This window comes from Burkholderia sp. Bp9016, assembly GCF_003857765.1.
In the GTDB taxonomy this organism is placed as follows: Bacteria; Pseudomonadota; Gammaproteobacteria; order Burkholderiales; family Burkholderiaceae; genus Burkholderia.
This window is the reverse complement of the sequence record NZ_QTPY01000033.1, coordinates 29,297-42,395: the sequence shown is the minus strand read 5'-3', so window position 1 is coordinate 42,395 and position 13,099 is coordinate 29,297. Positions and strand designations below refer to the sequence as shown.

At 66.3% G+C, this 13,099-nt stretch carries 13 protein-coding genes; 8 read left to right on the top strand and 5 right to left on the bottom strand.

Going from position 1 to position 13,099, the window contains the following annotated elements; translation table 11 throughout:
• Nucleotides 1-32: 32 nt before the first annotated feature.
• A complete protein-coding gene (locus DIE13_RS28990; RefSeq protein WP_124830474.1) occupies nucleotides 33-1,079 on the bottom strand; it encodes a zinc-dependent alcohol dehydrogenase family protein in 1,047 nt (348 codons plus the stop codon).
• Nucleotides 1,080-1,212: 133 nt separating this feature from the next.
• Here DIE13_RS28990 and DIE13_RS28985 point away from each other — a divergent pair, with 133 nt between their 5' ends.
• Nucleotides 1,213-1,677, top strand: coding sequence for an Lrp/AsnC family transcriptional regulator (locus DIE13_RS28985; protein ID WP_124830473.1), 465 nt, complete (start codon nucleotides 1,213-1,215; stop codon nucleotides 1,675-1,677).
• Nucleotides 1,678-1,697: 20 nt separating this feature from the next.
• On the opposite strand, the gene DIE13_RS28980 is transcribed toward DIE13_RS28985, so the two are convergent.
• Complete coding sequence (locus tag DIE13_RS28980; protein WP_096505175.1) at nucleotides 1,698-2,063, bottom strand: hypothetical protein; 366 nt, start codon at nucleotides 2,061-2,063, stop codon at nucleotides 1,698-1,700.
• A 257-nt stretch (nucleotides 2,064-2,320) separates the two neighbouring features.
• On the opposite strand from DIE13_RS28980, the gene DIE13_RS28975 reads away from it, so the two are divergent.
• The 3 genes from DIE13_RS28975 to DIE13_RS28965 all read left to right on the top strand — a co-directional run bounded on the left by DIE13_RS28975 (nucleotide 2,321) and on the right by DIE13_RS28965 (nucleotide 5,785).
• Nucleotides 2,321-3,757, top strand: coding sequence for an aldehyde dehydrogenase family protein (locus DIE13_RS28975; protein ID WP_124830472.1), 1,437 nt, complete (start codon nucleotides 2,321-2,323; stop codon nucleotides 3,755-3,757).
• 129 nt (nucleotides 3,758-3,886) lie between these two features.
• On the top strand, nucleotides 3,887-5,077 hold the full coding sequence (locus DIE13_RS28970; protein WP_124830471.1) for a nitronate monooxygenase family protein: 1,191 nt from the start codon (nucleotides 3,887-3,889) through the stop codon (nucleotides 5,075-5,077).
• A gap of 63 nt (nucleotides 5,078-5,140) precedes the next feature.
• Nucleotides 5,141-5,785 carry an OmpW/AlkL family protein gene (locus DIE13_RS28965; RefSeq protein ID WP_124830470.1) on the top strand — a complete coding sequence of 215 codons (645 nt, stop codon included), beginning with the start codon at nucleotides 5,141-5,143 and terminating at the stop codon, nucleotides 5,783-5,785.
• Between the two features lie 75 nt (nucleotides 5,786-5,860).
• Here the strand turns inward: DIE13_RS28965 and DIE13_RS28960 are convergent, their stop codons facing one another.
• Nucleotides 5,861-6,064: a DUF1289 domain-containing protein gene (locus tag DIE13_RS28960; protein ID WP_124830469.1), complete on the bottom strand. Its 204-nt coding sequence runs from the start codon at nucleotides 6,062-6,064 to the stop codon at nucleotides 5,861-5,863.
• A gap of 347 nt (nucleotides 6,065-6,411) precedes the next feature.
• Between DIE13_RS28960 and DIE13_RS28955 the strand changes: the two genes are divergently transcribed.
• From DIE13_RS28955 to DIE13_RS28940, 4 genes are all read left to right on the top strand, one after another.
• Complete coding sequence (locus tag DIE13_RS28955) at nucleotides 6,412-7,506, top strand: polyamine ABC transporter substrate-binding protein (RefSeq protein WP_124830468.1); 1,095 nt, start codon at nucleotides 6,412-6,414, stop codon at nucleotides 7,504-7,506.
• Between the two features lie 86 nt (nucleotides 7,507-7,592).
• Nucleotides 7,593-8,753, top strand: a complete 1,161-nt coding sequence (locus tag DIE13_RS28950) for an ABC transporter ATP-binding protein (protein WP_124830467.1) — start codon at nucleotides 7,593-7,595, stop codon at nucleotides 8,751-8,753.
• Complete coding sequence (locus DIE13_RS28945; protein ID WP_124830466.1) at nucleotides 8,750-9,679, top strand: ABC transporter permease subunit; 930 nt, start codon at nucleotides 8,750-8,752, stop codon at nucleotides 9,677-9,679. Before DIE13_RS28950 ends, DIE13_RS28945 begins: the two co-directional genes overlap by 4 nt.
• On the top strand, nucleotides 9,676-10,497 hold the full coding sequence (locus DIE13_RS28940; protein WP_096505189.1) for an ABC transporter permease subunit: 822 nt from the start codon (nucleotides 9,676-9,678) through the stop codon (nucleotides 10,495-10,497). Before DIE13_RS28945 ends, DIE13_RS28940 begins: the two co-directional genes overlap by 4 nt.
• Before the next feature lie 86 nt (nucleotides 10,498-10,583).
• On the opposite strand, the gene DIE13_RS28935 is transcribed toward DIE13_RS28940, so the two are convergent.
• On the bottom strand, nucleotides 10,584-11,390 hold the full coding sequence (locus tag DIE13_RS28935) for a sulfite exporter TauE/SafE family protein (RefSeq protein ID WP_096505191.1): 807 nt from the start codon (nucleotides 11,388-11,390) through the stop codon (nucleotides 10,584-10,586).
• A gap of 16 nt (nucleotides 11,391-11,406) precedes the next feature.
• Nucleotides 11,407-13,074, bottom strand: coding sequence for a bifunctional protein tyrosine phosphatase family protein/NAD(P)/FAD-dependent oxidoreductase (locus DIE13_RS28930; protein ID WP_124830465.1), 1,668 nt, complete (start codon nucleotides 13,072-13,074; stop codon nucleotides 11,407-11,409).
• Nucleotides 13,075-13,099 lie beyond the last annotated feature (25 nt).

Here is a 13,099-nt window from a genome sequence, read left to right as displayed (position 1 = left end):
GTCGCCATCGCCGGCGGTCACGTCCGGCCGCGTCAACCCGAAAAGTCCGTCACGACCGTCACGCCGGCGCCTTCGAACCGGTTCATGTTCATCAGCGCGTCGATCGACTGTCCGAGACTGATTTCCTTGCCGATCAGGCGGCTCGGCGCGAGCGTGCCGGCATGCACCATATCGAGCATCGCGTCGTAGCGATGCGCCTGCATTCCGTGGCTGCCGAGAATCTCGAGCTCGTGCGCGATGACTTTGCTCATCGGCACGGCCGGCGTCGCATGCTCGCCGAGCATCAGCCCGACCTGCACATGCTTGCCGCGGCGGCGCAGATTGCTGATCGAGTTGAAGCAGGTAGTCGGATGGCCAAGCGCATCGAGCGACACGTGTGCGCCGCCGCGCGTGATCTCCTTTACCGCATCGACAACGTCGGCGACTTGTGACGCATTGACAGTCGCCGCGGCGCCGACCGATCGCGCCAGCGCGAGCGCCCGGTCCGAAATGTCGATCGCGACGACGTTCGCGCCGATCGCATGCGCGATCATGATCGCCGACAAACCCACGCCCCCGCAGCCGTGCACGGCGACCCACTGGCCGGCCGACGTGCGTCCCTGGTCGACAACCGCGCGAAACGACGTCACGAAGCGGCATCCGAGGCTGGCCGCGGTGGGGAAATCGAGTGCATCGGGCAGTCGCACCAGATTCAGATCCGCGTGATGGATGCCGACATATTGGGCGAACGAGCCCCAGTGCGTGAAGCCGGGCTGAAACTGCTGCTCGCATACCTGCTGGTTGCCCGAGTGGCACTCCGGGCAGTGGCCGCAGCCGCCGACGAACGGCACCGTGACACGATCGCCGGTCTTCCAGCGCGTGACCGCCGCACCGGTCGCGACCACGACGCCTGCGAGTTCGTGCCCCGGCACATGCGGCAGCACGATGTCCGGATCGTGCCCCATCCAGCCGTGCCAGTCGCTGCGGCACACGCCGGTCGCCTTCACCTCGATCACGACGCCGTCGGGTGCCGGCGTCGGATCGTCTACGTTCATCAACCGCGGTGCGGCGCCGAATGCTTCATAGACGACTGCTTTCACTATTTCCTCCTGAATAGAATGACTCTTTCAATATAGCCCGGCTATGGCGGATTTATCTTTCGATTCGCCATTGAGAAACGGTCATTTCCGAGATAGTCTTGCGACCATCGCGGGATTGCCGCAAGGAGCTTTCATGGAGCAACTGGACAGGATCGATCGTGGCATGCTCGACATGCTCCAGCAGGACGGACGCGTGTCGAACGCGCGACTGGCCGAAGCGTTTTCGCTGAGCGAGACGTCCTGCTGGCGCCGGCTGCGGCGGCTGGAAGAAGCGGGGTTGATCGCGGGCTATCACGCGCGGCTCGACCGCAGAAAGCTGGGGCTCGGCGTGATGGCGTTCGTGCAGATCGTGTGCACGCAGCACAGCGAGGCGGTGACGGCCGAGTTCGAGCGCCTGATCCAGGCCAGCCCCAACGTGCTTGCGTGCGACAACACGACCGGCGAAGCGGATTTCCTGCTGCAGGTCGTGGCAGCCGATCTCGACGACTACAGTCACTTCGTCGAGAAGGTGTTGCGTAAGCTGCCGGGCGTATTGAGCATCCGCTCGAACCTGTCGCTGCGGCAGTTGAAGTCGACGCAGCGGTTGCCGATCGAGTGACGGCGCGCGCCGGCGCGCGCTCAGTCGGCAAGCCGCTTGTCGGCGAGCGCCTTGCAACAGTCTTCGTACACCCACTGCACGAGTTTGGCCCGGTAGTCGAGGTCGTCGGTATCGACGATTTCCTCGACCGCGTCGCGCGCCCACGATGCGTCGACGAAGCCGGCGTGGCGCTTGGCGATGTCCTGCGCGAGCGCGGCCAGCTTCGCGATGGCGAGCCAGTCGGACTGCCGGTGATGGCGGTCGAGCCAGCGGTGCGCGGCCTGGACCTGGAACGACGCGTCGGGCCAGGATTCGTTGAGGTAAAACGCGCCGAGATTGCCGCAGGTGAGCCAGCACAGCAGCTCCAGGCGGTCTTGCGAGCCGAGGTTGTGGGATGCGTCGGTCATGGCAGCGCTCACGAAAGGCATCGAGTCCGGATGGTGCGGTTTGCAACAGCCGGCGCCGATACTAAAAACATAGCACGATGCGGGCCATATGGCGCGTCGGCGTGGCGCGAATGCCGCAACGGCGGGAACGGGCAGGCCGTCGGGAGTCGTGCCTGCATCCGTGCAGCCTGTGTGCCGGACCTTTCGGTGTCGTTCGACGTCATCGCGGCGGCGCGCCACTCTCGCTAGAATGGCCGTTTTCCGGGAGACAGGAAACGATGAAAATCTACGATCAGTTTTACATCGACGGCGCATGGCGCAAGCCGGCCGGAACGGGCGCGATCGACGTGATCGACTCGGGCACCGAGGCCGTTATCGGCCGGATTCCGGAGGGCGTCGCGTCCGATGCGCAGGACGCGATCCGCGCCGCGCGCGCGGCCTTCGATTCGTGGGCCGCAACGCCGGCCGCGACGCGTGCGGGCTATCTGCGCAAGATCGTCGAGCGCCTGCAGGCGCGCAGCGAGGAACTCGCGCAGTCGATCACCGGCGAAGTCGGGATGCCGATCAAGTTGTCGCGCGCGATCCAGGTCGGCGGTCCGATCCATAACTGGAAGGCGTACGCGAAGCTCGCGGAATCGTTCGAATTCGAGGCGACGGTCGGCAACTCGCTGGTGGTGCGCGAGCCGGTCGGCGTCGTCGCGGCGATCACGCCGTGGAACTATCCGCTCAACCAGGTCACGCTGAAGGTCGCGCCGGCGCTCGCGGCCGGCTGCACGGTGGTCCTGAAGCCGTCGGAAGTCGCGCCGCTCAATGCATTCATGCTCGCCGAGGCGATTCACGAAGCGGGCCTGCCCCCGGGCGTGTTCAACCTCGTGTGCGGCTACGGGCCGGTCGTCGGCGAGGTGCTGGCCACCGATCCGGACGTCGACATGGTGTCGTTTACGGGATCCACGCGCGCCGGCAAGCGCGTGGCCGAGCTGGCGGCCGCGGGCGTCAAGCGCGTCGCGCTCGAACTCGGCGGCAAGTCGGCGTCGGTGATCCTCGACGATGCCGATTTCGCGACGGCGGTGAAGGGCACGGTCAACGCGTGCTACCTGAATGCCGGCCAGACCTGTTCGGCGCATACGCGGATGCTGGTGCCCGAAGCGCGCTACGACGACGCGCGCGCGCTCGCGAAGGCGGCGGCCGAAGCGTACGTCGCGGGCGACCCGCGCCAGGAAACGACGCGTCTCGGCGCACTCGCATCGGCCGTGCAGCAGCAGCGCGTGCAGGCGTACATCCAGCGCGGTATCGACGACGGCGCAGAACTGGTGACGGGCGGCACAGGTCTGCCGGAAGGGCTTGCGAAAGGCTTCTTCGTGAAGCCGACCGTGTTCGGCCGCGTCGATCCGAAATCGGCGATCGCGCAGGAAGAGATCTTCGGGCCGGTGCTGTCGATCATCACGTACCGCGACGAAGACGAAGCCGTGCGGATCGCGAACGATTCGCCGTACGGGCTCGGCGGCGCGGTGTGGGCCGGCAGCGACGAGCGCGCGATGCGCGTGGCGCGCCGCATCCGCACGGGTCAGGTCGACATCAACGGCGGTACGTGGAACGGCGCCGCGCCGTTCGGCGGCTACAAGCAGTCGGGTTACGGCCGCGAGAACGGTGTGTACGGGCTTGAAGAGTATCTCGAGTACAAGTCGATGCAGCGCAAGCAAACGCCTCAGGGCTGAGCGTTTCACCTCGCACGACCGGCAACGGCACGCTCGCGTGCCGTTTTTTTATTGACGGCCGTCAAGGTGCGCGCCGGTGGATCGTCGATCATCGCGTTTTCGATTTTCGATGTTTCGACGAGGTTCCCGATGACCGCACGCACTTCCTTCCCGCCGCTGACGATTCGCGGCCGCACCTTGCTGCCCGTCGTGCAGGGCGGCATGGGCGTCGGCATCTCCGCGCACCGTCTCGCGGGCAGCGTCGCGCGCGAAGGCGCGCTCGGCACGATCGCGAGCATCGACCTGCGTCACCACCATGCGGACCTGCTCGCGCGCTGTCGCGCGAATTCCGACCGCGCGACGCTGGAGGCCGCGAACCTCGAGGCGCTCGCGCGCGAGATTCGCCTCGCGAAGACCTACGCCGAAGGGCGCGGAATGATTGCGGTCAACGTGATGAAGGCGGTGAGCGCGCATGCGGACTACGTGCGCGTCGCGTGCGAAGAGGGCGCCGACGCGATCGTGATGGGCGCCGGGTTGCCGCTGGACTTGCCGGACCTCACGCAAGGCCATGACATTGCGTTGATCCCGATCCTGTCGGACAGCCGCGGGATCGCGCTGGTGCTGAAGAAATGGATGAAGAAGGGGCGACTGCCCGATGCGATCGTGATCGAGCATCCGGCCCATGCGGGCGGCCATCTCGGCGTTACGCACATCGACGACATGCACGATGCGCGTTTCGATTTCGCACGCGTGCTCGACGAGACCGCACACGTCATGGCGTCGCTCGGCCTCGCACGCGACACGATCCCGCTGATCGTTGCGGGCGGGATCAACAGTCACGACGCGGTGCGCGCGGCGCTCGAAGCCGGTGCGAACGGCGTGCAGGTCGGAACGCCGTTCGCGGTGACCGAAGAAGGCGACGCGCATCCGAACTTCAAGCGCGTGCTGGCCGACGCATGCGCCGACGACATCGTCGAATTCGTCAGCGTGACGGGACTGCCCGCACGCGCGGTGAAGACGCCGTGGCTCGATCGCTACCTGCGCAACGAAACGCGTATTCGCAACAAGCTCGGCGCGTTCCGGCAGCGCTGCCCGACCGCGCTCGAATGCCTGAGCGTGTGCGGGCTGCGCGACGGCATCGAGAAATTCGGCCACTTCTGCATCGACACGCGGCTGGCGGCCGCACTGCGCGGCGACGTCGCGAACGGCCTGTTCTTCCGTGGCCGCGAAGCGCTGCCGTTCGGCAACGCGATCCGCAGCGTGCGCGACCTGCTCGACCTGCTGCTGACCGGCCGTGCGTCCGAGCCTGCGACAAACCGTCCGATGTTTACGCTGGCTTGACGGATATCAAGACGGCGAAAAGACCCCACTGGGAAAATGGAATCAATTCTTAGGGGGCGTTCCATGCACAAAGCAATTCGAATCCGAGTCACCGCTGCTGCTGCCGTTGCGGCAGCCCTCGTCGCGATGCCTTCGCTGTCGCACGCGGCGTCGCCGGGCGACGGCATCAACCAGGGCGACGTACTGGTCCGGCTGCGCGCGATCAGCATCCAGCCGGACGAGCGCGCGAGCGACACGCTCGGTGCGATCAACACCGGCGTGAACAACGCGATCGTGCCGGAGCTCGACTTCACCTACATGATCCGCGACTACCTCGGCGTGGAGCTGATCCTCGGCACGTCGCGGCATCAGATGACGTCGAGCCTCGGCAATCTCGGCGGCGTGGGCGTGCTGCCGCCGACGCTCTTGCTGCAGTACCACTTCAACCATGCCGGCAAGGTGCGTCCGTACGTCGGTGCGGGCCTGAACTACACGTACTTCTACAACAACGGACTCAACGTCGGCGGGGAGGGCGTGTCGATCAACAAGAGCAGCTTCGGTCCGGCGCTGCAGTTCGGCGTCGACGTGCAGGTGACGAAGAAGGTGTTCATGAACGTCGACGTGAAGAAGATCTGGATGAGCACCGATGCGACGCTCGGCGACAAGGGCATCGGCACGCTGCACATCGATCCGCTGATCGTCGGCGTGGGCGTCGGGATGAAGTTCTAGACGCGTGCGGAAAAGAACAGAGTTGGGGTTGGCGGCATGGCGGTCGGCATGCCGCTCTTTTTTTGTGCGACTGTTTTACAGCTTGTCGTACTGAAAGCGCATCGCGGTGCCTTCGCGCTTGATGCGTTCCCACACCGCGTGCTTTTCGTCGTCGCTCAGGAACACCCAGTTCGAGACTTCGGCGGCCGTGCGGCCGCAGCCCTTGCAGACTTCGTCGAAGAGGGTGGAGCACACGCCGATGCAGGGGCTGTCGGGCAGGTCGTGGAGATTGGAGGTCATCGGAAGGGTTCGTGCCATGAATCGTCAGGGCATCATTTTAATGCATCGGCGCCGGTTGGCCGGCGCGCGTGCTCGCCGTGCGGATGCCGTTTCGCCGGCGCTTTCTTTTCCTGATGGACAGCCGCCGATTACCCGATAGAATTCCCCCGGAACACCCCGCCGTGCGGCCCGCCCGGAGCGGCTCGCAGCGGGAATCTGTTCCGTTTGCGCGACACCGGCATGATTTTTTTGTGACGGCGCGTGAATGATGGTAGTTTTCGGGGTTTTCGAGGGGCGGAGCACCGGGATGCGCCGCCATGACGAGGCAGACGGCAGCCGGGCAACTGTCCGGCCGGAGGGAGAACGGGATGAAAGCAAAGGTAGTGGGCCGGTTCGCAGCGCTCGCGCTGTGCGTGGGTGCATCGGCGGCGGCGGCGAAGGATACGCAGCTCAATGTCTATAACTGGTCGGACTACATTGCGAAGGACACGATCCCGAACTTCGAGAAGCAGACCGGCATCAAGGTTCGCTACGACAACTACGACAGCGACGACACGCTGCAGGCGAAGCTGCTGACGGGCAGCTCGGGCTACGACATCGTCGTGCCGACCAGCAACTATGCGGGCAAGCAGATCGCAGCCGGCATCTTCGCGCCGCTCGACAAGTCGAAGCTGCCGAACCTCAAGTACCTCGATCCGCAACTGATGGCGCTCGTCGCCGGCGCCGACCCGGGCAACAAGTTCTCGGTGCCCTGGGCGTACGGCACGACCGGCCTCGCATACAACCTGACGAAGGCGCAGCAGGCACTCGGCAAGGTGCCGCTCGACAACTGGGACATCCTGTTCAAGCCGGAAAACCTGTCGAAGCTGAAGACCTGCGGCGTGTCGGTGCTCGACGCGCCCGACCAGATGTTCGCAGCGGCGCTGCACTACATCGGCAAGGATCCGATGAGCACGAACCCGGCCGACTACAAGGCCGCGATGGAAGTGCTGAAGAAGATCCGCCCGTACATCACGCAATTCAACTCGTCGGGCTACATCAACGATCTGGTCGGCGGCGACATCTGCTTCGCGTTCGGCTGGTCGGGCGACGTCGTGATCGCGAAGCATCGCGCGATGGAAGCGAAGAAGCCGTACAAGATCGAGTACTACATTCCGAAGGGCGGCGCGCCGGTCTGGTTCGACGTGATGGCGATCCCGAAGGACGCGAAGGACAAGGATGCCGCGCTGCAGTGGATCAACTACATCGAGGATCCGAAGGTGCACGCGGCGATCACGAACGCCGTGTACTACCCGAGCGCGAACGCCGAGGCCCGCAAGTACGTGCGCCCTGACGTCGCGAACGACCCGGCGGTCTACCCGCCGGCCGACGTCGTGAAGACGCTGTTCCTGCTCAAGCCGCTGCCGCCGGAAATCCAGCGTCTGCAGACGCGTCTGTGGACCGAGCTGAAATCGGGCCGCTGAAGCGAGCCGAAGCGAGCCGGCAGTCATGAAGCCCCTGGGTGCCCCCGGGGGCTTTTTCGTCAAACGCAGGAGAGAAGCAGCAGATCATGAATAGCCAGTCGGGTGCGCCGGTCGCGGGTGCGCCGTCCTTCGTTCCTTCGTCCGGCGCGGATGCGCGCGCCGAGAACTTTGTCCAGATCGTCGACGTCGTCAAGAAATTCGGCGAGACCGAGGTGGTGCGCAACGTGAACCTCACGGTGCGCCAGGGCGAGCTGTTCGCGCTGCTCGGCAGTTCGGGTTCCGGCAAGTCGACGCTCTTGCGGATGCTCGCGGGCCTCGAGACGGTCACGTCGGGCAAGATCCTGATCGACGGCGAGGACCTCGCGCAGATGCCGCCGTACAAGCGGCCCGTGAACATGATGTTCCAGTCGTATGCGCTGTTTCCGCACATGTCGGTCGAATCGAACGTCGCGTTCGGCCTGAAGCAGGAAGGCACGCCGAAGGCCGAGCTGAAGGAGCGTGTGGCCGCGGCGCTCGACCTCGTGCAGATGGGCAAGTACGCGAAGCGCAAGCCGCACCAGCTGTCGGGCGGCCAGCAGCAGCGCGTCGCGCTCGCGCGTTCGCTCGTGAAGCGTCCGAAGGTGCTGCTGCTCGACGAGCCGATGTCCGCGCTCGACAAGCAGATTCGCCAGCGCACGCAGATCGAGCTCGTCAACATCCTGAAGAAGGTCGGCGTCACCTGCATCATGGTCACGCACGACCAGGAAGAAGCGATGACGATGGCGAACCGGCTCGCCGTGATGAGCGAAGGGCAGATCGTGCAGATCGGCTCGCCGAACGACGTCTACGAATATCCGAACAGCCGCTTCTCGGCCGAGTTCATCGGCTCGACCAACCTGTTCGACGGCGTCACCGTCGAGGACGAACCCGATCACGTGTACATCGAATCGCCGGAGCTGCCGAGCCGGCTTTACGTGAGCCACGGGATCACGGGCCCGCTCGGGATGCCGGTCACGGTGTCGGTGCGCCCCGAACGGATCGCGCTCACGCGCAAGCCGCCCGAAGGCGCGTTCAACTGGGCGCACGGCAAGATCAGCAACGTCGCGTACATGGGCGGCTATTCGCTGTATCACGTGCTGCTCGACGCGGGCAAGACGGTGATCGCGAACGTGTCGAGCCTCGCGATCACCGAGCTCGAGACGCCGGCGCTCGGCGACGAAATCTACGTGCGCTGGAGCGCGACGGCAGGCGTGGTGCTGACGTCATGAGCACGCTCAAGTCCCTGCTCGCATGGCCCGTGCGGCGCTTCAACCTGACGGGCGGCTCCGCGGTCGTCGCGGGGCCATACACGTGGCTCGTGCTGTTCTTCCTCGTGCCGTTCGTGCTGGTCGTGAAGATCAGCTTCGCGGAGCTGCAGCTCGGCATTCCGCCGTATACGGAACTCGCGTCCTACACCGACGGCGTGGTGCACATCGCGCTGAACCTGTCGCACTACGCGTTCCTGTTTACGGACAGCCTGTATTTCGCGACCTACGTTAACTCGGTTTGGGTGGCCGCGATCACGACGCTGCTGTGTCTGCTGCTCGGCTATCCGATGGCGTACTACATCGCGCGCTCGAACCCCGCGTCCCGCAACCTGCTGATGATGGGCGTGATGCTGCCGTTCTGGACGTCGTTCCTGATCCGCGTGTACGCCTGGATCGGGATCCTGAAGAACAACGGGCTGCTGAACAATTTCCTGATGTGGATCGGGCTCACCCATACGCCGATCGAGCTGTATCGCACGAACTATGCGGTGTACATCGGGATGGTCTATTCGTACCTGCCGTTCCTCGTGATGCCGCTGTACGCGCACCTCGTGAAGATGGACCTGCGCCTGCTCGAAGCCGCGTACGACCTCGGCGCGAAGCCGTGGAAGGCGTTCGTGCAGATCACGCTGCCGCTGTCGAAGAACGGGATCATCGCGGGCTGCCTGCTGGTGTTCATTCCGGCGGTCGGCGAGTACGTGATTCCGGAACTGCTCGGCGGCGCGAACACGCTGATGATCGGCCGCGTGATGTGGAACGAGTTCTTCAACAACGCCGACTGGCCGATGGCGTCGGCCGTGACCTGCGCGATGGTGCTGCTGCTGCTCGTGCCGATGGCGATGTTCCAGCACTTCCAGGCGAAGGAGCAGGAGGGCCGCCGTCGATGAAGCCGAATCGTTACCTGCAGTTCGCGGCACTGTTCGCCGGCTTCGCGTTCCTGTACATCCCGATCGTCAGCCTGATCGTCTATTCGTTCAACGAGTCGAAGCTCGTCACCGTGTGGTCGGGTTTCTCGCTGCGCTGGTACTCGGCGCTCGTGCAGGACGATGAACTGCTGACCGCCGCATGGCTGTCGCTGAAGATCGGCGTGATGACCGCGTTCGCGTCGGTGTTCATCGGCACGTGGGCCGGCTTCGTGCTCGCGCGCATGGGCCGCTTTCGCGGCTTCGCGCTGTTCAGCGGGATGATCAACGCGCCGCTCGTGATTCCCGAGGTGATCCAGGGGATCTCGCTGCTGCTGCTGTTCATCGAACTGGCGAAGTGGATCGGCTGGCCGGCCGAGCGCGGCGTGTTCACGATCTGGCTCGGCCACGTGATGCTGTGCATCTCGTACGTCGCAATCATCGTGCAGTCGCGCGTGCGCGAGTTGAACCCGTCGCTCGAGGAAGCCGCGCTCGATCTGGGTGCGACGCCGCTGAAGGTGTTCTTCACGATCACGCTGCCGCTGATCTCGCAGGCGTTGATCGCGGGCTGGCTGCTGTCGTTTACGTTGTCGATCGACGACCTCGTGCTGTCGGCGTTCCTGTCGGGCCCGGGCTCGACGACGCTGCCGCTCGTCGTGTTTTCGCGCGTGCGCCTCGGCCTGAATCCGGAGATGAACGCGCTCGCGACGTTGTTCATCATCGCGGTGACGGCCGGCGTCGTGATCGCGAACTTCGTGATGCTGCGTCAGGAGCGCAAGCGGATGGCCGCGTTCGCGACCTGACGCACCGGTTGCCGACGCAACGAAAAACGCCCGGCGCCGACGATCAGTCGGGCCGGGCGTTTTGTCTGGCCGATGCAGGTTGGAGGTTACGCGCCGAATGCGGCCTTCGCCAGCAGCCCGAGCGCGACGCACACGAGGACGGCCGCGAAGCCGACCTGCACGTGTCGCGCGGACAGATGCCGCGACGCGCCGCGACCGGCCGCCATGCCGATGGCCGTCGCGACCGTGAACCACAGCATCATGTCCAGCGGCGCGCGCGTGCCCGACACCAGCGTCGCGAACACGCCGCCGGTGCCGACCAGCGCGATCACCATCAGCGACGTCGCGACCACGCCGTGCATCGACACGTTCGTGAACTTGCGCAGCATCGGCACGATCACGAACCCGCCGCCGACGCCGAGCAGCCCCGTCATCAGGCCCGTCACCGCGCCGGTCGACGCGAGCGCGAGACCGACCGGCCAGGACCACACGAGCCGGCCCGTGTCGGGATTCACGCGGCCGACGCACAGCCGCGACTCGTCCGCGTCGCCGGGCGCGTTGCGCAGCGCCTGCCGCAGCAGGCGGACAGCGACGACCAGCATCGTCAGCGCGAACAACGCCAGCAGCACGTGTTGCGGCAGCACGTGCGCGAGCTTCACGCCGAGCGTCGTGAGCGGCACGCCTGCCACGGCCATCAGCAGCGCCGCGCGGTAGCGCACGAGCCCGCGGCGAAAGCCTTCGAGCGCACCGAGCGCGGCGCTGCCCGCCACCGCGACGAGCGCGACGGGCGTGGCCTGCTGCATCGGCCAGCCCATCCCGACGACGAGCGCGGGCACCGCGAGAATGCCGCCGCCCGCGCCGGTGAGGCCGAGCACGGCGCCGACGAAGCCGCCCAGTACGAGGGAAATCAGCATGGCGTCATCCGGTGGGTCAACGTGCGATCGCGGGTTTCGCAAGCCATTCACGGCCCTTGAGCATCGCCTTCCAGTAGATCGGCGGCAGCACGCGCTCCTTGAGCAGCCATGCCAGCCGCGACGGGCGCTTGCCGTCGATCAGCCAGGAGGGGAACGTCGGCGCGACCTTGCCGCCGTACAGGAATTCCGCGAGCACGATCTTGCCGCGCTCGACGGTGAGCGGGCACGAGCCGTAGCCGTCGTAAGTGGCATGGCCTTGCGCGCGGCCGAGCGACGCGAGCACGTTGTGCGCGACGACGGGCGCCTGCTTGCGGGCGGCCGCGGCGGTTTTCGCGTTGGTCGTATTGGTGACGTCGCCGAGCGCGAATACGCTCTCGAACTGCTTGTGGCGCAGCGTCGCCGGATCGACGTCGATCCAGCCGGCCGCGTCGGCAAGCGGGCTCGCGCGCACGAAATCGGGCGCCTTCTGCGGCGGCACGACGTGGATCATGTCGAACGCGCGCTCGATGGTCTCGGTGCCGCCGCCGGGCAGCGTGCGCGTGAACGTCGCGCGTCGCGCCGGCCCGTCGATCGCGACGAGGTTGTGGCCGAACGACAGCGCGATGTCGTAGCTTTTCACGTACTCCATCAGCGCAGGCACGTAGTCGGCGACTCCGAACAGCGCGCCGCCTGCGTTCAGGAATTCGACGTTCGCCGTGCCGAGGCGGCCGGTGCGCCGCCAGTGATCGCACGACAGGTACATCGCCTTTTGCGGCGCGCCCGCGCACTTGATCGGCATCGGCGGCTGCGTGAAAAGCGCATTGCCGCCGCGGAACGCCTGCACCAGTTCCCACGTGTACGGTGCGAGATCGTAGCGGTAGTTCGACGTCACGCCGTTGCGGCCGAGCGTGTCGGCGAGACCGTCGATCGCGTGCCAGTCGAGCTTGAGCCCCGGGCACACGACGAGTTTGCGGTAGCCGATGCGCCGGCAGCCGTCGAGCACGACCGTGTGCGCGTCGGGTTCGAAGCCGGCGACGGCGGCCTGGATCCATTTCACGCCGCGCGGCAGCAGGTCGGCAATCCGGCGCGCGGTCGTTTCCGGCTGGAACACGCCGGCCCCGACCATCGTCCAGCCGGGCTGGTAGTAGTGGGTATCGGCCGGGTCGATCACCGCGATATCGAGCGACGCGTCGCGTGCGAGCAGGCTCGATGCGACCGCGACGCCGGCCGCGCCCGCACCGACGATCACGATGTCGTGCCGCGCGTCGACGGCCGGCGCGGCGTACCGGCCGCCCTGTACGAGGCGCGACGCGAGTGCGCTGAGGTCGTAGCCGGCCGCGGCGGCCGTCGCGACGATGTCGTTCAGCGGGCGCAGGCCGGCTTGCGACAGCGCCCACAGCGTCGCCGAGCGCGTGCCGCTGCGGCAGTACGCGAGTAGCGGGCCGGCGAGCGACGCGACGAGCGCGCCGAACTGCGCGGCCTGGTCGTCGGTGACCTTGCCCGTATCGACGGGCAGGTAATGCACGGCGATGCCGAGCGGCGCGGCGGCGGTGCGGATCTCGGCGACGGTCGGCTGGTCGGCGCCTTCGCCGTCGGGGCGGTTGCAGATGATCGCGCGGATGCCGACCGCACGCAGCGCGGGCAGGTCGGTCGCGGCGATCTGGGGTGAGACCGACAGCGTGTCGGTCAGCTTGCGGATGTTCATGTCGGGGATTCTCCGGTCGCGGCTG

Excerpts from the sequence above, each read along its gene's own strand:
- DIE13_RS28985 (WP_124830473.1), top strand. The coding sequence starts at position 1,213 with ATGGAGCAACTGGACAGGATCGATCGTGGCATGCTCGACATGCTCCAG.
- DIE13_RS28980 (WP_096505175.1), bottom strand. The coding sequence starts at position 2,063 with ATGACCGACGCATCCCACAACCTCGGCTCGCAAGACCGCCTGGAGCTG.
- DIE13_RS28975 (WP_124830472.1), top strand. The coding sequence starts at position 2,321 with ATGAAAATCTACGATCAGTTTTACATCGACGGCGCATGGCGCAAGCCG.
- DIE13_RS28970 (WP_124830471.1), top strand. The coding sequence starts at position 3,887 with ATGACCGCACGCACTTCCTTCCCGCCGCTGACGATTCGCGGCCGCACC.
- DIE13_RS28965 (WP_124830470.1), top strand. The coding sequence starts at position 5,141 with ATGCACAAAGCAATTCGAATCCGAGTCACCGCTGCTGCTGCCGTTGCG.
- DIE13_RS28960 (WP_124830469.1), bottom strand. The coding sequence starts at position 6,064 with ATGACCTCCAATCTCCACGACCTGCCCGACAGCCCCTGCATCGGCGTG.
- DIE13_RS28955 (WP_124830468.1), top strand. The coding sequence starts at position 6,412 with ATGAAAGCAAAGGTAGTGGGCCGGTTCGCAGCGCTCGCGCTGTGCGTG.
- DIE13_RS28950 (WP_124830467.1), top strand. The coding sequence starts at position 7,593 with ATGAATAGCCAGTCGGGTGCGCCGGTCGCGGGTGCGCCGTCCTTCGTT.
- DIE13_RS28945 (WP_124830466.1), top strand. The coding sequence starts at position 8,750 with ATGAGCACGCTCAAGTCCCTGCTCGCATGGCCCGTGCGGCGCTTCAAC.
- DIE13_RS28940 (WP_096505189.1), top strand. The coding sequence starts at position 9,676 with ATGAAGCCGAATCGTTACCTGCAGTTCGCGGCACTGTTCGCCGGCTTC.
- DIE13_RS28935 (WP_096505191.1), bottom strand. The coding sequence starts at position 11,390 with ATGCTGATTTCCCTCGTACTGGGCGGCTTCGTCGGCGCCGTGCTCGGC.
- DIE13_RS28930 (WP_124830465.1), bottom strand. The coding sequence starts at position 13,074 with ATGAACATCCGCAAGCTGACCGACACGCTGTCGGTCTCACCCCAGATC.